Genomic DNA, 21,724 nt, shown 5'->3' on the forward strand with positions numbered 1-21,724 from the left:
ATTATTTGAGTTCAAATTTAAGTTCTTTAGTTGGGTGTACAAGACCACGTTCATGGAGAGTTTCAGCAATTTGAACAGAATTCCATGCTGCACCTTTAAGAAGGTTGTCTGAAACAACCCACATATGGATACCATTTTCAACGTCTAAGTCTTTACGGATACGACCAACGAATGTTTCGCGTTTGCCAACAGCATTAGCAGCTTGTGGGTAAACTTGATTAGCAACATCATCTTCAAGGACAGCTCCTGGGAAGGCGGCAATTGCCGCTTTAACTTCTTCAATTGGTGCTACTTCTTTTGTTTCGATGTAAACAGATTCGGAATGGGAGAAAAGAACTGGCACACGAACACAAGTTGCAGAAACTGGAAGGTCTGGTTTTTCCATGATTTTCTTCGTTTCGTTTGTCATTTTCATTTCTTCGTAAGTGTAGTCATTGTCAGTAAAGACATCAATTTGCGCAAGAGCGTTAAATGCGATTGGGAAGTGTTTCTTATCACCACCACATGGCAAAATATCAGCGTGAACATCTTTTGGTTCAGCACCGTCATTGACTACTTCTTTGATTTCACGAATAGTTTCGTTAATAGCTGATTGACCTGCACCAGATACAGCTTGGTATGTTGAGACGATAATACGGCTCAAGCCCCATTTTTGGCGGACAGGTTCCAAAGCAACCATCATTTGGATAGTTGAACAGTTAGGACAAGCAATGATACCGTTGTGAGCATCCAAAGCGTGAGCATTGACTTCAGGTACGATAAGTGGCACATCTGGATTTTGACGGAAATATGATGTGTTATCGACAACAACTGCTCCTGCTTTAACAGCATATGGAGCGAATTTTGCTGACACAGAACCACCTGCAGAGAAAAGAGCAATATCAACGCCTTCAAATGAATCTTCGGTTGTCAATTCAACAGTAACATCTTGTCCCTTATACTTCAATACTTTTCCAGCAGAACGTGAAGATGACAAAAGACGTACTTTGTCAATAGGGAGTGTTGATTGTTCTAATTGTTGAATCATGCGAGTTCCAACGGCGCCTGTGGCACCAACGACAGCGACTGTATAGCCCATTTCAATACCTCTTCCTGAAAAATAGTGTACTATTCTCAATTTTCTAAGAAATTATAGTAGGTACATTATACAATTTTTTGAAGTAAAAGAAAAGACTGAATTTTACTTAATTTTAAAAATATTTCGACAACAAAAAAATCCCTACCAAAAAGTAGGGAAACGAGGCACTCAAACGAGTGTGACAAAAAGGTTCACACAAATTGTCAAAGTCCGCTCCTGCGTTTCTAGTCGAACTAGAATGACCTCCTCTGCGCAAATAAACTCTCAAATTGAGTTAATTCGGCTCATCGCATATAACTAGTATATCACAGATAGTAAGATTTGCAAAGAGCTACTCCTACATCAACTACATCAACGGTGCGATGGTTTTGACAAGGAGTCCGATGAGTTTTTCGTGTGCTGGGCGGTTGTTAACCATTTCAGGGGTAACGCGTTTGCAGTCTTTTAGGGTTTGCAAACAGTCCTTATAAATATCTGGAATGGCATCAACTTTGTACATATAGGTAGCGCATTCAAAATGGTGATACAAACTACGGTAATCAAGGTTAATTGTCCCAACAACAGCCTTGCTATCATCGCTAATAAAGACTTTAGCATGAACAAAACCTGGTTTATAAAGGTAAATTTTAACACCAGAGCGCATGAGTTTGCTGAAATAAGTCTTAGCTAGAGCATATGGAATTGGTTTGTCAGGAATTCCTGGCATAATAATTCGGACATCTACACCACGTTCAGCCGCAAAGCAGATAGCATGCTCCATTTCACTATCTAAAATTAGGTAAGGTGTCATGATATAAACGTAATCTCTAGCGTGGTTGAGGATGTCGATATAAACATTTTCTCCTACTTTATCGGTATCCAAAGGAGAATCCCCATAAGGAATGACATAGCCGTTGGCACGCCTTGACTTATCATGTTCAACTAGATAAGGTTCAATAACCAATTCTTTTTCGGTTACAGACCACATTTGCAAGAAAAGCACGACAAAACTGTTAACAGCTTCGCCCTCAAGCATGATTGCAGTATCTTTCCAATGACCAAAACGTTCTAATTTATTAATGTATTCATCTGCCAAATTCACGCCACCTGTGAAGCCAACTTTACCGTCGATAACAATGATTTTTCGGTGGTCACGGTAATTATAATAAGTCGAGATAAATGGTGAAATCGGTGAAAATACCTTGGCTTGAATTCCTAGTTTTTTCAAACGTTGTTTGTAGTCAAAAGACAAGGTTGAAAATTCAACCATGCCGTCATAAAGAACACGAACTTCAACGCCTTCTTTCACTTTTTGCTCGAGAATACTAAGAATTTCCCCCCACATAAGTCCTTCAGCGATGATGAAAAATTCCATAAAAATGTACTTTTCGGCTTTAAGTAGCTGTTTTTTTAATTCTTCAAAAAAAGCTTCGCCAACCGGAAAATAAGTGACCTCTGTATTTTGATAAGCTGGGAAATTTCCACGGCTGCGGTGAAAATATTGTACCAAATGATAGGTCGTCGATGTGTTACCTTTTAAAACTTTCAAAATCTCTTGATTGTCTGGCAAATATTTAGCACTGCTATCAACCAATTTGTTCATTTGTTGCATGAGTCCACGATAGCCCCAGTCGATTTTGGTGTAAATGAGAAAAAGTGACCCCAATAATGGCGCAATCATAACCAAAATCAGCCATGTGACGCGCGAGAGAGCATCCATTTCACTATTTACCAAATACAGAACAGCTGTAATAGCCAAAGCACGCTCGATAATTTCCATCCAAATGCGGTATTGATTAAGCCAAGCAAAGGAAGCTATCAAGAAAAATAGTTGCAGTATCAAGAGAACAGAAATAACGGTTGTTCGACTAAAAATCCCTCGAAGAAAACTACGTCGGCTCTTGTCCAACAAGCGCATAGCTTTATCTTTGTTTTTATTTTCGATAATCATAACCTCCATGTTCATCTGTTCTTGTTAACCATTATATCATATTTTCCACCTCATTTTCCTATTGAAATACCATAACTAAAAAAAGCCAACCGAGGTTGACTTTTTGACTATGTTGATTTTAGAATAATCCGATAGCTGTACCGTCTTCAGCAACGTCCATGTTAAGTGCAGCTGGTTTTTTAGGTAAACCAGGCATTGTCATCACATCACCTGTGAGAGCGACAATGAAGCCTGCACCAGTTTTTGGTACAAATTCGCGGATTGTGATATCAAAGTCTTCTGGTGCTCCGAGGAGTGCTTGGTTATCAGAGAAGCTGTATTGTGTTTTAGCCATACAAACTGGCAATTTATCCCAGCCGAATTGGGCAAATTGTTTCAATTGTGTTTTGGCTTTCTTGCCAAAGATAACTTTGTCACCGCCATAGATTTCAGTCACAATCTTAGTAACTTTTTCTTCAAGAGAATCTTCGTCTGAATAAAGGCGTTTATAATCGGCATTACCATTTTCAACAGCATTAACAACAGCATTGGCAAGGTCGATACCGCCATCAGCACCATTTGCCCAAACGCTAGCAAGTTCTACTGGAACGTCGATTTCAGCGCAAAGTTCTTTAAGCGCAGCAATTTCAGCTTCAGTATCTGCGACAAATTCATTGATTGCTACGACTGCTGGTACGCCAAATTTACGAACATTTTTAACGTGACGTTTAAGGTTAGCAAATCCAGTGCGAACCGCTTCAACATTTTCTTCACCAAGATCTGTTTTAGCTACGCCACCATGCATTTTAAGGGCACGAATTGTAGCAACAATAACAACCGCATCTGGTGTTGTTGGAAGATTTGGTGTTTTGATATCAAGGAATTTTTCAGCACCAAGGTCAGCACCAAACCCTGCTTCTGTGATTGTGTAATCAGCTAAGCGAAGCGCTGTTGCTGTTGCAAGAACTGAGTTACAACCATGAGCAATGTTGGCAAATGGTCCGCCATGAACAAAAGCTGGTGTTCCGTAGATCGTTTGCACAAGGTTTGGTTTGATAGCATCTTTAAGGATAAGTGTCAAAGCACCTTCGACTTTAAGGTCACGAACGTAAACTGGTGTACGGTCATAACGGTAAGCAACCACGATATTTGCCAAACGTTCTTTCAAATCGTTGATATCAGTTGCTAAGCACAAGATTGCCATGACTTCTGAGGCAACAGTGATGTCAAAGCCGTCTTCACGTGGAATACCGTTAACAGGGCTGCCAAGACCGATTGTGACATGACGAAGGGCGCGGTCATTGAGGTCAACAACACGTTTCCAAATAATACGACGTTGGTCAATGCCAAGCTCGTTTCCTTGATGAAGGTGATTATCGATAATTGCTGAAAGGGCATTGTTTGCCGTCGTAATCGCATGCATATCACCCGTAAAGTGGAGATTAATATCTTCCATTGGAAGAACTTGGGCGTAACCACCACCTGCTGCTCCACCTTTGATTCCCATGACAGGACCAAGAGATGGTTCACGCAAAGCAAGCATAGTTTTTTTGCCGATTTTATTTAAAGCATCAGCAAGACCGATTGACATTGTTGATTTTCCTTCACCTGCTGGTGTTGGGTTAATCGCTGTTACAAGAACCAATTTACCTGGTTTGTTTTCTTGAACAGATTTGATTTTATCGAAAGATAATTTGGCTTTGTATTTACCATAAAGTTCAATATCATCAAATGTAATACCGACTTTTTCAACAACTTCTGTGATTGGTTTGAGTTCGACACTTTGTGCAATTTCGATATCAGATTTCACGGGATTCTCCTCTAGTTACTTAATGATTAATAAAAATATTATAACATACTTTTTCAAAAACGCACGTTATTTCTTATAGTGAATATTAATGTTCGTTTTTTATGTTTATGAAATTTAGAAAAATAGTTTTAAATTAATTGAAAACAAATTTTCGTTGAACAAGATAACTTAGGATAAAGAGGATTGTCTCGGTCAAAAGTTTTGAGAGAATTAAACTAAGTCCAATGCTAATCAGAACTTTTAACATAAAATAATTACAAGTCAAAATGACAGCGACTAATAAGAAATACCGAACAATCGAAATCAAAAGTGGATTACTTCGATTGGAAACAAGATTTGCATTCAGTAAGCATTGGGTTGTTGGACTGATAAGGCCGCGCTAAAATAACAGAAATTAAGAGATTTTTAGTCAAAACGTAAGCTTAATTAAGCCTATCGAATTTGGCTAAAGATTTTCTGAAAAATAGCTAAAAGAAAACTTAATTCTTGATTTTGTATTAAACAATTTACGAAAAAAATGTTTTTTTGTACAATAAATCTATGAAAATCTTAATCACATCTGGTGGAACAACCGAAAAAATAGATTCTGTTCGTGGTATTACTAATCACGCAACAGGAAGTTTAGGAAAATACATTACAGAAATATTTTTAGAAAATGGACACGAGGTAACTTTAGTAACAACCAAAGGAGCTGTCAAAACACAAAAACAACCAAATTTGACAACCTATATCGTCTCAAATGTTGACAGTTTGGTTGAAACTTTAGAGCCACTTGTCAAAGCACATGACGTTTTTATTCATAGCATGGCTGTGTCTGATTACACTCCTGTCTATATGACTGATTTAGATGAGGTTGAAAATGCCGAGCATATTTCAGATTTGCTGACACAGCAAAATACCGAATCAAAAATTTCATCTAAGGCAGACTATCAAGTGCTCTTTTTAAAGAAAACACCGAAGGTTATCAGTTTGGTCAAAACATGGAATCCTGACATCATGCTGATTGGCTTTAAATTGTTGGCTAACGTCAGCAAGGATGAATTGTTTGCGGTGGCGCGTACTAGTTTGAAGAAAAATAAAGCACACTATATCGTCGCCAATGATTTAAATGAAATCAACGGAACACAGCACCACGCTTATTTGCTCAGTGAAAACGACGTAACCGAAGCCAAAACAAAATCTGAGCTGGCTAAATTAATTTTTGAAAAGGTGACAAATCATGACTAAAACAATCGTACTGGCTGTTTCAGGGAGCATTTCTGCCTATAAAGCAGCTGATTTAAGCAATCAGTTAACCAAATTAGGGTATCAAGTGCATGTTTTAATGACTGAAGCTGCAACGCAATTTATAACGCCACTAACATTACAAGTTTTATCAAAAAATCCTGTTCATCTTGATGTTATGAAAGAAGATGACCCAAAAGTTGTTAATCATATTGAACTAGCAAAACAAGCCGACTTATTCGTAGTTGCTCCTTCTTCTGCTAATACAATTGCTAAATTAGCTCATGGTATCGCAGATAATATTGTCACAGCAACTGCGCTAGCTTTGCCGACAGGTACTCCAAAATTAATTGCGCCAGCTATGAATACCAAGATGTATGACAATCCGTTAATGCAACGCAATTTACAAATCTTGCAAGAAGTCGGTTATCAAGAAATTGAACCGCGTTCAAGTATGCTTGCCTGCGGTGATGTTGGACGTGGTGCTCTTGCTGAATTAGACGCTATCATTCAAAAAATTCAAGACACCATTGAGAATTAAAAATCAAAATCGATACTTGTCGAGACAGTTGTAAATTTGTATAATGAATTGGGCATTTGGAAAACTAAAAATTCCAGATGCTACATTTTTTCATTCCATTTAGGAGGAATTATGAAAAAAAATAAAGCAGCAACCAATGTTGCTATTATTGCTATCTTCTTTGCTATTATGCTTGTGATAAATTTTCTAACAAGCTTAGTATTTAACCTTTGGCCTGTTCCAATCAAGCCTACGCTTGTGCATGTTCCAGTTATTATCGCTTCTATTATCTATGGACCACGAATTGGTGCTATCCTAGGTGGATTAATGGGGATTATGAGTGTTACCGTAAACACTCTGACATTGTTACCAACAAGTTATCTCTTTTCTCCATTTGTTGAAAACGGGAATTTTGCTTCGCTAATCATTGCTCTTGTTCCACGTATTCTAATCGGTATAACACCTTATTTTGTTTATAAATGGTTACATAATAGAACTGGACTCGTTATCGCTGGTGCGATTGGTTCGATGACAAATACCATTTTCGTTTTAGGAGGCATTTTCCTACTTTTCTCAAACGTTTATAACGGAAATATCCAAGCTCTGCTTGCTGTTGTTTTTGGAACAAATGCTATCGCTGAAATGATTATTTCTGCCATTTTAACACTTGCACTTGTTCCAAGTTTACAAAAAATTAAAAATTAACGTTGAAAATCATGAGCTAAAAAGCTTATGATTTTTTACTTAAAGCTAGTAAAATTTTCAAGTTTTTTCACAAAAAAGTGAGTGTTTTCAAGGGTTAAACAACCGTTTGCGTAATCTTCGAAAAAATCCCTCAAAACCCTTATATATCAATATATTTACTTATCTCAAATTAGGACTAGAAAAATCTTTTACAAAGTGGTATAATGAAAGCGTTTAGAAGAACAGAGAAAAGGAGCTCCATTATGACTTACACTGAAAACTATCAAAAATGGCTTGACTTTGCGGAACTGCCTGACTATCTCCGCGAAGAATTAGTAGCCATGGATGAGAAGACCAAAGAAGACGCCTTCTACACAAACCTTGAGTTTGGTACTGCAGGTATGCGTGGTATCATTGGTGCTGGTACTAACCGCATTAACATCTATGTTGTCCGCCAAGCAACTGAAGGTTTGGCAAAACTCATTGAAACCAAAGGTGAAGACGTTAAAAAACGTGGTGTTGCGATTGCTTACGATTCTCGCCACTTCTCACCAGAATTCGCATTTGAATCTGCTCAAGTTTTAGCAAAACATGGTATTAAAGCTTATGTCTTTGAATCACTTCGTCCAACACCAGAACTATCATTTGCAGTTCGTTATCTTGGCACATTTGCAGGTATCATGGTAACTGCCAGTCATAATCCATCTTCATTTAACGGTTACAAAGTTTATGGTGAAGACGGTGGACAAATGCCACCAGCTGACGCTGATGCTTTGACTGACTTTATCCGTGCTATCGAAGATCCATTTGCTATCGAATTGGCTGACCTTGAAGAAAGCAAGACTTCTGGTCTTATCGAAGTTATCGGTGAAGCTGTCGATGCTGAATACCTTAAAGAAGTTAAAGATGTAAACATCAACCAAAAATTGATTGATGAGTACGGTAAAGACATGAAGATTGTTTACACACCACTTCATGGTACTGGTGAAATGCTTGCTCGTCGCGCACTTGCTCAAGCTAGTTTTGATTCAGTTCAAGTTGTTGAAGCTCAAGCTGTTCCAGACCCAGATTTCTCTACTGTAAAATCTCCAAACCCAGAAAACCAAGAAGCTTTTGCTCTTGCTGAAGAACTTGGTCGCAAAATTGACGCTGACGTTCTTGTCGCAACTGACCCAGACGCTGATCGTCTCGGTGTTGAAATTCGTCAAGCAGACGGTTCATACCGTAACCTTTCTGGTAACCAAATCGGTGCTATCATCGCTAAATACATTCTTGAGGCTCACAAAACTGCTGGAACTCTTCCAGAAAATGCGGCTTTGGCAAAATCAATCGTTTCAACTGAATTAGTAACAAAAATCGCTGAAAGCTACGGCGCTACAATGTTTAATGTCTTGACTGGTTTCAAATTTATCGCTGAAAAAATTCAAGAATTTGAAGAAAAACATAATCATACTTACATGTTTGGTTTCGAAGAAAGCTTCGGTTACCTCATTAAACCATTCGTACGCGATAAAGATGCCATTCAAGCTGTTCTTATCGTTGCTGAAATCGCAGCTTACTATCGCTCACGTGGTTTGACATTAGCTGACGGTATTGAAGAAATCTACAAAGAATACGGATACTTCGCAGAAAAAACAATCTCAGTTACGCTTAGCGGTGTTGATGGAGCTGCTGAAATCAAGAAAATCATGGATAAGTTCCGTGACAACGCTCCTGCACAATTCAACACAACTGACATTGTAAAAACGGAAGACTTCTTGGCTCAAACAGTTACAAGTGCAAACGGCATTGAAAAATTGACAACTCCACCAAGCAATGTATTGAAATACACACTTGCAGACGATTCTTGGATTGCGGTTCGCCCTTCAGGTACTGAACCAAAAATCAAATTCTATATCGCTACAGTTGGTAAAGATTTAGCTGATGCAGAAGCTAAAATTGCTAATATCGAAAAAGAAATCAACGATTTCATTAAATAATTCTTGGTTGACTAATATCAAAACGACTCCTTCTCCTGAGGGGGTTGTTTTTACTTTCTAACTATATTCATTTTAAAGTAAAAAGATTTAAAAGAACTTAGTTACATAATTATATTTATGAAAACAAAAACACCTCATAATCATGAGGTGCCTAAATATATAAATAGCCAAAGAACCAAGATTAGATGTTACCAGTTAGCCATGCGATGATAAAGAATAAAGCGAAACCAAATAGATAAACAAGACCAATGATTGATAACCTTTTAAGCCAAGGTTTAACTTGATGTTCTTTGTTATTTACTAATGAATAATTAAGATAAGCGAAGAATGGCGTTGTGATGAATGATGCAATCATTGCAAAACGAAGCATTGTTGCAACATTACCAGCAAAAAGATAAACAATGACCAATCCAATAACTGCTGTCAATGTCATCCAACCATAAAGTGTTTTTTGAGAAGCTTCCTTTTTGTCAAGAAGTAGACGGAGCGCTTCGTTATTCGCACGTGAATACCCGTCAATAACTGTGATAACCGTTCCGAAAATACATAGGAAAGCAATAAGCGTAATTAAGAAACGAGACCATTCGCCAAGAACAGAAGCGTACATATTGACAAATTGAGCAATGTAAGCTGCTGAAGCGCTTTGCACTTCTTCACCTGAACCAAATTGAATAAGGGTACCCAAAGCACAGAAAATGAGGGCTAAAATGGCTGTTCCGATATAACCAGTATTGAAATCAAAAATAGCATCTGCTTCTGACATTTTGACTTGTTTGCGCTTTTCGACAGACCACATTGAGCTGATTGCTGAAATTTCAATCGGACAAGGCATCCAACCCATCAATGATACAATAAATGGCAGAGCTGCCATACGCCAAGGCGTAGGAGCTTCAAAATTTGGTGCGTATTCAGAGTGTTTAAATAGAGCAATAACCACAGCTACAACAGTCGCAATTGTCAAGGCTGTCATGACCCATTTTGCTAACGAATCAAGAAATTTGTAACCACCAATCAACAACATTGCCCAAATAATCACGATGATAATTGTTGTTAATTGAGAAATGCTTAGCCCAAATCCATTTGGAAAAATGTTGTAAAGAATAGCTGCACAAAGAATACCAACCCCTGCTGTGTTAACGATAGCTGAGAAAATATTCAAAACAAAGAAAATCGCTAACCAACCTTTACCTTTTTCAGCATATCCTTCAATCAAACTCTTGTCATTTTCCATGGTATATTGTGACCCAAAACGGAAAAATGGGTACTTGAAAATATTGATGAGAAGAATCACTAGCGCTAATTGCCAGCCATAGATAGCTCCTGCTTGAGTAGAAGATACAATATGTGAGCCGCCAACCGCGGCAGAGGCCATCAAGATACCTGGACCAAGAGCTTTTAGCTTAGTTCGCCAATTCGATTGTTGTTCTATATTTTCAGTCATAAAATGACCTCTTTCTAAATAAACTTTTCAATATTCAGATAATTCTGAATTGCGTAAACCTTATTTTACAACTTGCCTATCAGAAAGTCAACCTTATTTTAGGAAAAAGTTTAAAAAAATGAACATTAAAAATCCCCGCTTTTCAAAGCGAGGAAAATCATAAATTTACAACTTAGTTAAATAGATTTTTAAAGAAATTAACAATTGCTTGCCAAATATTTGCTAGGAAGCCTTTACTTGATTCCAAAGCGTCTGTGGCATCAAAATTAAGATTAATTCCTTTAAATGTTGAACTTGCATTTGAAACAATGCTATCTTTCAAAGAAGCAAGTGTTGATTTAAAACTACTGCTATCAATGATACTTGATTTTGAAAGGTTAAAAGCAAAGTTAACAATCAAGGTGATTTGCTCACTTGACAAAACATCTTTTAGCTTATAATTATCAAGGGTTTCTTCAACGATTTTACGAACATCTTCTTTTGAAACGCCATCACCAGCATCTGCAACGGCTGATTTAATGTCGGTTAAGGCAACGTTCAACTTGTCAGCATCATAACCGTCTGTTCCTTGATTCTCAGAGTTGATAGTCGATAGAGCTTCTAATTCTTCTTGAGCTAATTCTTTACTTTCATCAGAAACATCAGCACCATTTTCTTCTAAAGAATAATAAATCCCAGCTAACGCTGACTCACCTGTAACAGTGATTGGTGAAGCTACTGTAATAGCTGCGTGCTCAATACCTAGTGTAACGGCTGCATTTCGATACATATCTTCGGTAACTTTTGTAATATTATCCGGTGTGACAATATTAACTGTCAAAGTCTCTGAAGAACCTAATTTTTGAATTTTCACAGATGAATACAATTGTAAACTAGGATCATCCGCGACGTTCATAATATTAGCATAGGCACTTGTAGTAATAGTCTTAACGCTTGTATCCGTTGAACTGTCATAACCTAACAAAGCCAACGTTTGTGTGCGCTGGTCGTCTGACAAAGAGTATCCTAAAACATAGTCAGGTTGAACATAAGTTTCATCAATGACATCCTGAACAGAGTTACTTGACGCTTGGACGCTTTTAACAGTGACAATAGATAAAACTGCTAAAGCACAAGCCATCAATGTCTTTTTAAATTTCATCTTAATCATTTTCCCTTCTCTTAGAGACCCTATTATACCATTTATTGAGAATTCAGTCTGAAAAAAACTGTTTTATCTCCTGCTAAACTACTCATGTAATTCTAGTGGCAGACCATCTGGGTCGAAAAAGAAAGTCATTTTTTCACCTGTGTAATCATCATAGCGCACAGGCTGAACATAAATTCCCATGCTTTCCAATTCAGCTTTGTAAGCATCAACATCATTGACGTAAAAAGCCAAATGACGTAGCCCACAAGCCTCCATATGATACTCAGGTTGCCCAATGCGTTTTGGCGGTGCAACATAATCTGGATCGCTGAGCTTATTTCCGAAAATCTCTAATTCAATCATTCCACATTTTAAATCAAGTTTGTAATCGTGGCGCTCTAGTCTATGATTTTCACGAATAATTTCAAAACCTAATTTATTGACGTAAAAATCACGTGATTTTTCATAGTCAGAAACAATGAGTGCGACATGGTGAACTGCATTTAATTTCATTATTTTCTCCTTTCTCCTTAACAAGAAATAAAAGCGGGGGTTGTCCCAGCTTTTACCTTAAAATGTCATTTGATTATAGGAATACTCAAATGCTTCAAGAATATCATCTGATGCCTCGTTATAAGCTACGGAAGATTCAAGATTTCCTTTAACGACAATACGTTCAGTTGCGTCTTGGTCCATGCAGGTAACAAGCGTCACTTGAGATTGTCCAGGAGTATCATTAATAACATCTGAGCGATCTGGGGTAACTGATTCAATCTCTGTAATCACATAAGTGTAAATAGTTGATTTATCTGTTAAATAAATTTTCATTCCCACTTTTGCGTTTTCTAGAGGAGAAAAAAGCATTTTGGAAGAACCAACCAAACCAAACACGTGATGACTAGCTAGAGCATAGTTATTTTCACCACCCATGACTTGGTTTTCTTTCATTGTTCCAGCTCCATAGGATAATTCTGTATTTCCTAGTCCTTTAAAAATTGGCAAATTAATACCAACATCTGGCACTGCTATGCCACCAATAACGGGCAGATTAGCACTATTTACCTGAGCTTTTAAAACAGATTGAATGGAAACAGGTTCTACTGATGAAAAATCATAAATAACATCAGCACTCTCATTTTCCTTGATTTTCTTCTTAGAAACTTTAGTGATTTGATAATGATTTGACTCTTGACCAATCAAAAAATTACAAATAGATTTGTGAAAAATCAAAGCTATACCAACAATCAATAAAAGCAAAGATAAAAACAATCTAAGAGTGTTCCAAAAACGATGTGTTTTTTTCTCTTTTTTTACCATACTACTCTAGGTCTTCTCCAGTTTTTTCTTCCTCTTCTTCTGGTTCAACAAGTGCAAACGTCATAATTTTAGCGTCTTGGTCAAGTCTCATGATTTTAACACCTAGTGTGGCACGACCTGTTTGTGAGATGCTAGCAACATTTGTACGAATAATAACCCCTGTGTCAGTAATAACCATAATATCTTCGTCCCCATTAACGGTTGCTAACCCCGCTAACTGACCATTCTTTTCCGTAATATTTGCAGTCTTAATACCTTTACCGCCACGACCTTTAGTTGGGTATTCAGAAGCCAATGTACGTTTTCCGTAACCTTTTTCAGTGATAACAAGCACTTCTTGGTCATCTGAAATGCGTGAAGCTCCGACCACTTCATCACCTTCACGAAGATTGACACCACGGACACCCGTTGCAGAACGGCTCGTGCTACGAACGGCAGACTCATTGAAACGAACGCTGTAACCAGTTTTAGTACCGATAATAATATCGTCGTTACCATTTGTTCTGATAACGTTGATTAATTCATCACCATCTTTAAGATTAAGGGCTTTTAGTCCGTTTTGACGAATATTGCTAAATTCAGATTCTTTGGTACGTTTAACAACCCCTTGACGCGTAACGAAGAAAAGATAACTTTCGTTGTCATCGTGTCCAGATTGACTAATGATTGTCTGAACAATTTCGCCTTCATCTAATTTCAAAAGGTTAACAATTGGTAATCCTTTGGCTGTACGTCCATATTCTGGAATTTCGTAACCTTTCAAGCGATAAACACGACCTTTGTTTGTCATAAAGTAAACATGGTCATGAGTGCTTGTTGATACCAATTCACGAACAAAGTCATCATTATTAACACCAGTACCTTGGACACCACGTCCACCACGTTTTTGGGCACGGAATTCATCTTGCGCTAAACGTTTAATATACCCTTTATTTGAAAGAGTGATAAGAACATCTTCCTCTTCAATCAAGTCTTCATCTTCAAGAGAAAGAACTTCTCCAACCATCAATTCTGTACGACGTGGGTCAGCATATTTACGCTTGATGTCATCCATTTCTTCTTTGATGATTGTGACAACACGTTCTGGTTTTGCCAAAATATCAGCTAAATCAGCAATCAAAGCAAGTAAATCATCGTATTCGGCTTGGATTTTTTCACGTTCCAAACCTGTCAAACGACGAAGACGCATATCAAGGATAGCTTGACTTTGACGTTCAGACAAATCAAAACGGCTCATCAATTCGCCTTGGGCAATCACATCTGTTTCACTGTTTCGGATAATGCTGATAACCTCATCAAGGTGGTCAAGTGCAACTAGCAAACCTTCTAAGATGTGAGCGCGTTTTTCAGCCTTAGCTTTATCAAATTCTGTACGACGAACAATTACTTCTTTTTGGTGTTTAATATAATCAACGATGATTTGTTTCAAAGAAAGAATCTTTGGCACACCATTTTCAATAGCAAGCATATTAAAGCTAAAGTTTGTCTGCAAACTAGTTAATTTGAACAAGTTATTTAAGATAACATTTGCTGAAGCATCACGGCGTACTTCAATGACGAAACGAATACCTTCACGGCTTGATTCATCACGAACAGCTGTAATTCCTTCAATACGTTTTTCTTGCGCTAAGCGAACAATGTGTTCGTGCACTTTTGTCTTGTTAACACCGTATGGGAATTCTGTGACAACGATACGTTCGCGTCCACTCTTAGTTGTTTCAATTTCAGTACGAGAACGTAAAACGATTGAGCCTTTACCTGTTTCGTAAGCTTTACGAATACCAGATTTACCCATAACAAGTGCACCTGTTGGAAAGTCAGGACCAGGCAAGACTTCCATTAATTCATGTGTTGTTACGTCAGGATTGTCCATAACCAGCTTGACAGCGTCAATAGACTCTCCTAAGTTGTGCGGTGGGATATTTGTCGCCATACCAACGGCAATCCCTGTAGCACCGTTAACAAGCAAGTTTGGAAAACGTGACGGCAAAACAAGCGGCTCACGCTCACTACCATCGTAGTTATCTTGGAAGTCAACAGTATTTTTGTTAATATCACGAAGCATTTCAAGAGCAATTTTGCTCATACGTGCTTCTGTATAACGCTGAGCGGCAGCACCGTCACCATCCATAGAACCGAAGTTCCCATGTCCATCAACGAGCATATGACGATAGCTCCACCATTGTGCCATACGAACCATGGCTTCATAAATAGACGAATCACCATGTGGGTGATATTTCCCCATAACATCCCCAGTGATACGCGCAGATTTCTTATGAGGTTTGTCTGGTGTCACACCTAGCTCATTCATTCCATATAAAATACGACGATGAACTGGTTTTAATCCATCACGTACATCAGGAAGTGCACGAGCGACAATAACAGACATGGCGTAATCAATAAAGCTTGTCTTCATTTCTGAAGTCAAATTTACGTCAATTAAATTCTTATCCTGCATTAAGGAAAAACACTCCTTTTCTAGTGTAAAACTCTACTATATTATACCACATTTTTGGCAAAAATAGCGCTTTTTCGCCAGAATAACTAGCTTTCTTGCTTTTCTTCTTTTTTTAGCACATTGTTAAGTCAAGTGCAACAAAAAAGACATGTTCGTCTAATATACTAGTATTCCCCAACTCAGTATAGAAAGGCGATGAACATGTCCCAAACTCATTCTACCAAAAAGTCTCGTTATTCTCACTTATCACCCTCTGAGCGAGGTGAAATTAGTGCCTATTTGAAGATGGGGAAAAACCTGCTGAGATTGCCCGTCTATTAGGGCGAAATCGTTCGACAATTACCCGTGAGATTAAGCGTGGCACAGTAACACAAGTCCAAAATAAAAATGGAAAACAAATTTATTATCAAACCTATTTCGCTGACAGTGGTCAACGTATCTATGAAGAAAATCGGAAAAAGAGTACCTACCTGAAATTGGAGCAGTGCTCTCCAACTTTCTTTGAAAAACTAGATAAGGCTGTTAAGTCCAATGTTCGTCGACATAGTGTAGATACGTTTGTTCACGAATACAAAGAGGAACAGCCAACAGAAACCATTCCTTCAACGAAGACATTATATCGCTATATCGCAGCTGGTTTTATTTCTATCAAGCCAATAGATTTATCGAAGATGGTGACTATCAGAAAGCGGTCTAAATATAAAACAACAGTCAATAAGAAGCCCCTTGGAAAATTTATTGAAGAGCGTCCAGAAACGATTAATAACCGTTCTGAGTTTGGACACAAGGAGAGTCTGTTATCATGATCTTGGTCGAACGTCAAACACGATTTGCCTTGGCGTGTAAGCTACCGAATAAGCAAGCAGAAACCATCAATGAAGTTGTAAAAAAACTCTTGGCTGAACACCCGATTACTTCTATCACATCAGATAACGGCTCTGAATTCAGTCTCTTATCGGATTTAGAAGAGGTTGATATTTACTTCGTCCATCCCTATTCCTCTCATGAAAGAGGAACAAACGAGAATTTTAACGGTCTTTTGAGAGAATTTCTCCCTAAAGGACAACCTTTCAACTCATTAACCGAAAAGGAACTCGTACATTATATCGAAGCTATCAATGAGAGGCCTAGACGACTCCATCATTACAAAACTGCAAAATTTCTGTTTGGGCTAGTCCAAACAACCTAACAATGGAATACTAGCCTATTCAAGATCTTATTGCACTTGATTTAACAACGCGCCTTTTTCTTTTTTTAAAGTTTTTACAATTTAGTTCGTGACATATCTCACTTAACGTGTTAAAATATTATCGTATGGGCGAGAGCCCCTAAAAAAATTAAGGAGATGTTTAGATAAATGACTGCAACTAAACAACACAAAAAAGTTATCCTTGTTGGTGACGGTGCCGTAGGTTCATCTTACGCATTTGCACTTGTAAACCAAGGAATCGCACAAGAACTTGGTATCATCGAAATCCCACAATTGTTCGACAAAGCCGTTGGGGATGCTGAAGACCTTAGCCACGCTCTTCCTTTCACTTCACCTAAAAAAATCTACGCTGCTAAATACGAAGACTGTTCAGATGCTGACCTTGTTGTTATCACTGCTGGTGCACCTCAAAAACCAGGTGAAACACGTCTTGACCTTGTTGGTAAAAACCTTGCTATCAACAAATCAATCGTAACTGAAGTTGTTAAATCTGGTTTCAACGGAATTTTCTTAGTTGCTGCTAACCCAGTTGATATTTTGACTTACTCTACATGGAAATTCTCTGGTTTCCCTAAAGAACGCGTTATCGGTTCAGGTACTTCACTTGACTCAGCACGTTTCCGTCAAGCATTGGCTGAAAAAATTGATGTTGATGCACGTTCAGTTCACGCATACATCATGGGTGAACACGGTGACTCAGAATTTGCAGTTTGGTCACACGCTAACGTTGCAGGTGTAAACCTTGAAAACTACCTTAAAGATGTTCAAAACGTTAGCGAAACTGAATTGGTTGAACTTTTCGAAGGTGTTCGTGATGCTGCTTACTCAATCATCAACAAAAAAGGTGCTACATTCTACGGTATCGCTGTTGCGCTTGCTCGTATTACTAAAGCAATCCTTGATGACGAAAATGCAGTTCTTCCACTTTCTGTATTCCAAGAAGGTCAATACCCTGGCGTAACTGACTGCTACATCGGTCAACCAGCTATCGTTGGTGCTCACGGTATCGTTCGTCCAGTTAACATTCCTTTGAATGACGCTGAACAACAAAAAATGGAAGCTTCTGCTAAAGAATTGAAAGCTGTCATCGACGAAGCTTTCTCTAGAGAAGAATTCGCTTCTGCAGCTAAAAACTAATTTTAGTTTTTAACATAATAAAAGCTATCCTGATTCAGGATAGCTTTTTTTGCATTCTATTTATTTCGCATTCAATGCTGCCATTGTAATGTAGTTGTATGGTTTGTTGAAGTGCGGTAGGAAGAATAAGTCTGTCAAAGCAAGTTTATCAATCGTTACTTGTTCTTGGATAGCAAGAGAGAATAAGTGAATTCCCATTGAGATGTCTTTTTTCGCCATTATTTGTGCACCAAGAATGACACGTGATGTTTTATCATAAACAATTTTTAGAGTAACTTGGAAATTATCTTTTTGAATGAATTCTGGTTTTTGATTATCCACATACTCGACTTCAAGAGCATCAAAGCCTTTTGCTTTTGCCTTTTCTAGAGTCAATCCTGTCGAAACCATATTCAAGCCATAAATTGAAATACCATTTGAGCCTTGAACACCTACTCCTTCTAGTTTATGACCACAAGCGTTGTGTGCTGCAACAATTCCTGTACGGACAGCATTTGAAGCAAGGGCGATGTAATCTGTTGATTGTGTCGCATTGTTATAAATCGTAGCACAATCACCGATAGCATAGACATCAGGCATACTTGTTTCTTGGTATTTATCAACTAAAAAGGCACCATTTGAGAACAATTTAATTTTATCTTGAGCCAATGCTGTATTAGGACGAAAACCAACTGCTAGGATAACCATATCGACATCATATTCTGATTTATCAGTGATGATTTTTTCCACTTTTGTCTTACCAACAATTTCCTGCACAGCTTCTCCAAATGCTAAATGAATTCCGTGTTCTTGTAAATTATTTGCCATTGCGTCACTCAAATCGCGGTCATAATATCCAGCTAAACAAGTCTCTGCAACGTCGATAAGCGTTACTTCTTTTCCTTTGCGTTGGAAAGCTTCTGCTAATTCAACACCGATATAGCCTGCTCCGACGACAGCTACACGAGAAATAGCTTTCTCTTTCAACCTCTCAATAACATCTTCGGCATTCTGATAAAGTTTAACAAATTGAACGTTTTCGAGTTTTGATTCAAATTCAAGCGAATCTTCTTTCATGCTAACACCCTTAATTGGCGGGATGATTGGCTGTGAGCCTGTTGCCAAAATCAATTTATCATATGTTTCAAAATGTTTTTGCCCATCAACAAGTGCTGTGATTTCTTTTTTATCATAATCAATCGATTCCACAGGAGAATTCATATAAACTTTAGCACCAAGTTGTTCTAATTCATCCTTGTCTGAATAGAATAATCCTTCAGGTCCAGCGATTTGTTCTCCGATCCATAATGCCATACCACAACCGAGAAATGAAATATTTGAATTTTGATCAAAAACAACCACTTCATTTTCAGTACCATAATTGGTTAACATTGTCTTTATGCAAGCTGTACCAGCATGATTTGCTCCAATAACAACAATTTTACTCATAGAAAGTAACCTCTAACTAATTAAATTTAACATGACTAATATACCATACCTATAAAACGCTTACAAATGATTTGCTTATAAAAAAATAAGCTGGTAAAACTGTACTGACCCCAAAAAGTTGGACAATAAATTATTGAAAGAATTTAGTTCTGTATTGCACAGGACTGAGTCCTTTTAATTTTGCCTTGATACGTTTATTGTTGTAATAAAAAATATAATCTGTAATGGCTTGTTCCAGCTTGTCAATCGACTTAAAAGTCTTTTCATAACCGTAAAATATTTCAGACTTTAAGATGCCAAAGAAAGACTCCATCATCCCATTATCTGGACTATTTCTTTTGCGTGACATTGATGGACGAATCCCTTTGGATGCCAAGAAATCATGATAAGACTGATGTTGGTATTGCCATCCTTGGTCGCTGTGAAGAATAGTTCCTTGATAAGAGTCATCTGGAAATGCTTTTTTAAGCATGGTTTGAATCTGTTTTAAATCAGGTGAGCGTGACAAGGTAAACTCAATAATTTCACTATTGTAGCCATCAAGAATAGGGGATAAATAAACTTTCTCCTTAATGTTTGTAAAGCGAATTCAGTGACATCTGTATAACACTTCTCATAAGGCTTAGCCCCTTCAAACTGACGTTGAATTAGATTATCAGCTTTCTTCCCAATCTCTCCCTTGTAAGACGAGTATTTACGCTTACAACGAGTACGAGCAGCGAGTCCCATGAGTTTCATTAACCGTTGAACCTTCTTATCTTTATTAGCTCTATTAAACCGTTTCAACTGATAATAGTAAGTAGAATAAGCTAGCTTGGCAGTTTTCAGTAGGAGGTCTAATCGAAATCCTCCTGAGACCAGTTCTCTAACTATCTCCGCGTTTTGCGCTGTAAGGCTTCGTCCCTCAAGCGCAATTCCCTCAACTTTTTTAGATAAGCTACCTCGGTACGCAGACGCTCATTCTCTTTCAGAACATGCTCTAGCTCAGTCATTTCTTTACCAGTTTTTTTTGGTTTACATCCCATCTTACTCGGTCTCCCTCGTTGTTTATCAACAATAGTATACCCGTTTTTCTTGTATTGAGAAAGCCAATTAGGAAGTGTTCCTTGATTGGGAGGGCATAGTCAAGAGAAACCTGTATTTGTGACTGACCATTTCTAAGAACTTTATGAATCATTTCCAACTTGAGTTTGGGAGGATAATAGGTATTTTTTATTTTTTTAACAATCTCTACTCCATATCGCTCCATGAGTCGAATCATATAATCGACCGTTAATTTAGTGACACAGTATCTCCTCGCTAACTCTCGAAGAGAATATCCCTGTTTTCATAGAGTGTATATCTCCAATTTATCTTCATAGCTTAGTTTCATCAAAAAACACCCCAATTGTTAGATTTTCTATCTAACTTTTGGGGTGCGGTACAAACCAACTTATTTTCACTTTATTTAGATTTTATATAGTTAACACCATCAGCCTTAGGTGCTACTGCTTTACCGAAGAAGGCAGCCAAAACAACAATTGTCAAAACGTATGGTGCTACTTTTAGGTAAACAGATGGGATACTTGAGAAGAATGGCAATTGTGCACCAATAATCGCAAGTGACTGTGACAATCCAAAGAACAAGCTCGAAAGCATTGCACCAATTGGATTCCAACGACCAAAAATCATGGCAGCTAAAGCAATGAAACCTGGACCAGCGATTGTTGTAACCGCAAAATTATTAGAGATCGTTTGCGCGTAAACAGCACCTCCGATACCACCAAAGAAACCTGAAATCATAACTCCAGCATAACGCATAAGATAGACATTGATTCCAAGCGTATCAGCGGCTTGTGGATGTTCACCAACAGAACGCAAACGAAGTCCAAAACGTGTTTTGAAAATGATAAACCATGAAATAAACGACACTAAAATGGCAACGTAAGCAACTAACGACGTATTGTTAAAGAAAATTTGTCCAATAACTGGGATATCTTTTAAAATTGGGAATGAAAAACGTCCAAATGTTTCTGAGATGGTATCAGTCTGTCCTTTTCCAAAAAGGTAACGACATTGAAAGACTGCAAACGAAGGTGCAATCAAATTCAATACAGTTCCAGAAACAACATGGTCTGCTCGAAAATTAATTGTTGCGACAGCGTGGATTAGCGAGTAAAGCACACCAACGAATCCCGCAACGATTGAGGCAATCCATGGTGTAGCATTTCCAAAAACATCTGCAAAACTAAGGTTAAAGAGAACACCAGAAAATGCCCCCATGACCATAATCCCTTCAAGTCCCACATTTACAATACCAGCACGTTCAGAGAAAGTTCCGCCGATACTAGTAAAAATTAAAGGTGCAGAGTAGATTAACATGGAAGAAACTAACAGGGCTAACATTGTTGTAAAACTCAT

15 protein-coding genes and 3 pseudogenes are annotated in these 21,724 nt (G+C 37.9%); 6 read left to right on the forward strand and 12 right to left on the reverse strand.

Annotated features, from left to right (window positions below):
* Position 1: 1 nt before the first annotated feature.
* From SMA_RS05165 to SMA_RS12050, 4 genes and pseudogenes are all read right to left on the reverse strand, one after another.
* The gene (locus SMA_RS05165) at positions 2–1,078 is read right to left on the reverse strand and encodes an aspartate-semialdehyde dehydrogenase (RefSeq protein ID WP_014294557.1); all 1,077 of its coding nucleotides are present in this window, start codon (positions 1,076–1,078) and stop codon (positions 2–4) included.
* A gap of 346 nt (positions 1,079–1,424) precedes the next feature.
* Positions 1,425–3,017 (reverse strand): cardiolipin synthase, encoded by a 1,593-nt coding sequence (cls, locus tag SMA_RS05170; protein ID WP_180267101.1) that lies wholly within the window; start codon positions 3,015–3,017, stop codon positions 1,425–1,427.
* 109 nt (positions 3,018–3,126) lie between these two features.
* The gene (locus SMA_RS05175; protein WP_014294559.1) at positions 3,127–4,797 is read right to left on the reverse strand and encodes a formate--tetrahydrofolate ligase; all 1,671 of its coding nucleotides are present in this window, start codon (positions 4,795–4,797) and stop codon (positions 3,127–3,129) included.
* Between the two features lie 133 nt (positions 4,798–4,930).
* Positions 4,931–5,210, reverse strand: a pseudogene (locus tag SMA_RS12050) (GtrA family protein); the annotation flags it as partial.
* Positions 5,211–5,337: 127 nt separating this feature from the next.
* Between SMA_RS12050 and SMA_RS05180 the strand changes: the two are divergent.
* The 4 genes from SMA_RS05180 to SMA_RS05195 all read left to right on the forward strand — a co-directional run bounded on the left by SMA_RS05180 (position 5,338) and on the right by SMA_RS05195 (position 9,204).
* A complete protein-coding gene (locus SMA_RS05180; RefSeq protein ID WP_014294561.1) occupies positions 5,338–6,024 on the forward strand; it encodes a phosphopantothenate--cysteine ligase in 687 nt (228 codons plus the stop codon).
* A complete protein-coding gene (coaC, locus tag SMA_RS05185; protein ID WP_014294562.1) occupies positions 6,017–6,562 on the forward strand; it encodes a phosphopantothenoylcysteine decarboxylase in 546 nt (181 codons plus the stop codon). Before SMA_RS05180 ends, coaC begins: the two co-directional genes overlap by 8 nt.
* A gap of 111 nt (positions 6,563–6,673) precedes the next feature.
* Entirely contained in the window at positions 6,674–7,246 is a 573-nt protein-coding gene (locus SMA_RS05190; RefSeq protein WP_014294563.1) for an ECF transporter S component, read from the forward strand.
* A gap of 242 nt (positions 7,247–7,488) precedes the next feature.
* On the forward strand, positions 7,489–9,204 hold the full coding sequence (locus SMA_RS05195) for a phospho-sugar mutase (protein WP_014294564.1): 1,716 nt from the start codon (positions 7,489–7,491) through the stop codon (positions 9,202–9,204).
* Positions 9,205–9,385: 181 nt separating this feature from the next.
* Here SMA_RS05195 and SMA_RS05200 read toward each other — a convergent pair whose 3' ends face one another.
* From SMA_RS05200 to gyrA, 5 genes are all read right to left on the reverse strand, one after another.
* Positions 9,386–10,645, reverse strand: coding sequence for an NRAMP family divalent metal transporter (locus tag SMA_RS05200; protein ID WP_014294565.1), 1,260 nt, complete (start codon positions 10,643–10,645; stop codon positions 9,386–9,388).
* A gap of 172 nt (positions 10,646–10,817) precedes the next feature.
* The gene (locus tag SMA_RS05205; protein ID WP_039670830.1) at positions 10,818–11,786 is read right to left on the reverse strand and encodes a DUF1002 domain-containing protein; all 969 of its coding nucleotides are present in this window, start codon (positions 11,784–11,786) and stop codon (positions 10,818–10,820) included.
* Positions 11,787–11,873: 87 nt separating this feature from the next.
* Positions 11,874–12,287, reverse strand: a complete 414-nt coding sequence (gloA2, locus tag SMA_RS05210) for an SMU1112c/YaeR family gloxylase I-like metalloprotein (RefSeq protein ID WP_014294567.1) — start codon at positions 12,285–12,287, stop codon at positions 11,874–11,876.
* A gap of 57 nt (positions 12,288–12,344) precedes the next feature.
* Positions 12,345–13,091 carry a class A sortase gene (locus tag SMA_RS05215; RefSeq protein WP_014294568.1) on the reverse strand — a complete coding sequence of 249 codons (747 nt, stop codon included), beginning with the start codon at positions 13,089–13,091 and terminating at the stop codon, positions 12,345–12,347.
* 1 nt (position 13,092) lies between these two features.
* On the reverse strand, positions 13,093–15,549 hold the full coding sequence (gene gyrA / locus SMA_RS05220) for a DNA gyrase subunit A (RefSeq protein ID WP_014294569.1): 2,457 nt from the start codon (positions 15,547–15,549) through the stop codon (positions 13,093–13,095).
* Positions 15,550–15,750: 201 nt separating this feature from the next.
* On the opposite strand from gyrA, the pseudogene SMA_RS05225 reads away from it, so the two are divergent.
* Both SMA_RS05225 and SMA_RS05230 read left to right on the forward strand, forming a co-directional pair.
* Positions 15,751–16,738, forward strand: a pseudogene (locus SMA_RS05225) (IS30 family transposase).
* A gap of 168 nt (positions 16,739–16,906) precedes the next feature.
* Entirely contained in the window at positions 16,907–17,896 is a 990-nt protein-coding gene (locus SMA_RS05230) for an L-lactate dehydrogenase (protein ID WP_014294572.1), read from the forward strand.
* A 60-nt stretch (positions 17,897–17,956) separates the two neighbouring features.
* Here SMA_RS05230 and nox read toward each other — a convergent pair whose 3' ends face one another.
* The 3 genes and pseudogenes from nox to SMA_RS05250 all read right to left on the reverse strand — a co-directional run bounded on the left by nox (position 17,957) and on the right by SMA_RS05250 (position 21,724).
* A complete protein-coding gene (gene nox / locus SMA_RS05235; RefSeq protein WP_014294573.1) occupies positions 17,957–19,324 on the reverse strand; it encodes a H2O-forming NADH oxidase in 1,368 nt (455 codons plus the stop codon).
* 130 nt (positions 19,325–19,454) lie between these two features.
* Positions 19,455–20,696, reverse strand: a pseudogene (locus SMA_RS11360) (IS3 family transposase).
* A 71-nt stretch (positions 20,697–20,767) separates the two neighbouring features.
* Positions 20,768–21,724 carry an ABC transporter permease gene (locus SMA_RS05250; protein WP_014294576.1) on the reverse strand — a complete coding sequence of 319 codons (957 nt, stop codon included), beginning with the start codon at positions 21,722–21,724 and terminating at the stop codon, positions 20,768–20,770.

The sequence above is a fragment of the Streptococcus macedonicus ACA-DC 198 genome, from assembly GCA_000283635.1.
Lineage (GTDB): Bacteria > Bacillota > Bacilli > Lactobacillales > Streptococcaceae > Streptococcus > Streptococcus macedonicus.

Bases quoted from the DNA above. Each gene is read 5' to 3' on its own strand.
- coaC (WP_014294562.1), top strand. From the start codon at position 6,017: ATGACTAAAACAATCGTACTGGCTGTTTCAGGGAGCATTTCTGCCTAT.
- SMA_RS05165 (WP_014294557.1), bottom strand. From the start codon at position 1,078: ATGGGCTATACAGTCGCTGTCGTTGGTGCCACAGGCGCCGTTGGAACT.
- cls (WP_180267101.1), bottom strand. From the start codon at position 3,017: ATGGAGGTTATGATTATCGAAAATAAAAACAAAGATAAAGCTATGCGC.
- gloA2 (WP_014294567.1), bottom strand. From the start codon at position 12,287: ATGAAATTAAATGCAGTTCACCATGTCGCACTCATTGTTTCTGACTAT.
- SMA_RS05215 (WP_014294568.1), bottom strand. From the start codon at position 13,091: ATGGTAAAAAAAGAGAAAAAAACACATCGTTTTTGGAACACTCTTAGA.
- SMA_RS05180 (WP_014294561.1), top strand. From the start codon at position 5,338: ATGAAAATCTTAATCACATCTGGTGGAACAACCGAAAAAATAGATTCT.
- SMA_RS05200 (WP_014294565.1), bottom strand. From the start codon at position 10,645: ATGACTGAAAATATAGAACAACAATCGAATTGGCGAACTAAGCTAAAA.
- SMA_RS05230 (WP_014294572.1), top strand. From the start codon at position 16,907: ATGACTGCAACTAAACAACACAAAAAAGTTATCCTTGTTGGTGACGGT.
- SMA_RS05250 (WP_014294576.1), bottom strand. From the start codon at position 21,724: ATGAGTTTTACAACAATGTTAGCCCTGTTAGTTTCTTCCATGTTAATC.
- SMA_RS05195 (WP_014294564.1), top strand. From the start codon at position 7,489: ATGACTTACACTGAAAACTATCAAAAATGGCTTGACTTTGCGGAACTG.
- gyrA (WP_014294569.1), bottom strand. From the start codon at position 15,549: ATGCAGGATAAGAATTTAATTGACGTAAATTTGACTTCAGAAATGAAG.
- nox (WP_014294573.1), bottom strand. From the start codon at position 19,324: ATGAGTAAAATTGTTGTTATTGGAGCAAATCATGCTGGTACAGCTTGC.
- SMA_RS05205 (WP_039670830.1), bottom strand. From the start codon at position 11,786: ATGAAATTTAAAAAGACATTGATGGCTTGTGCTTTAGCAGTTTTATCT.
- SMA_RS05190 (WP_014294563.1), top strand. From the start codon at position 6,674: ATGAAAAAAAATAAAGCAGCAACCAATGTTGCTATTATTGCTATCTTC.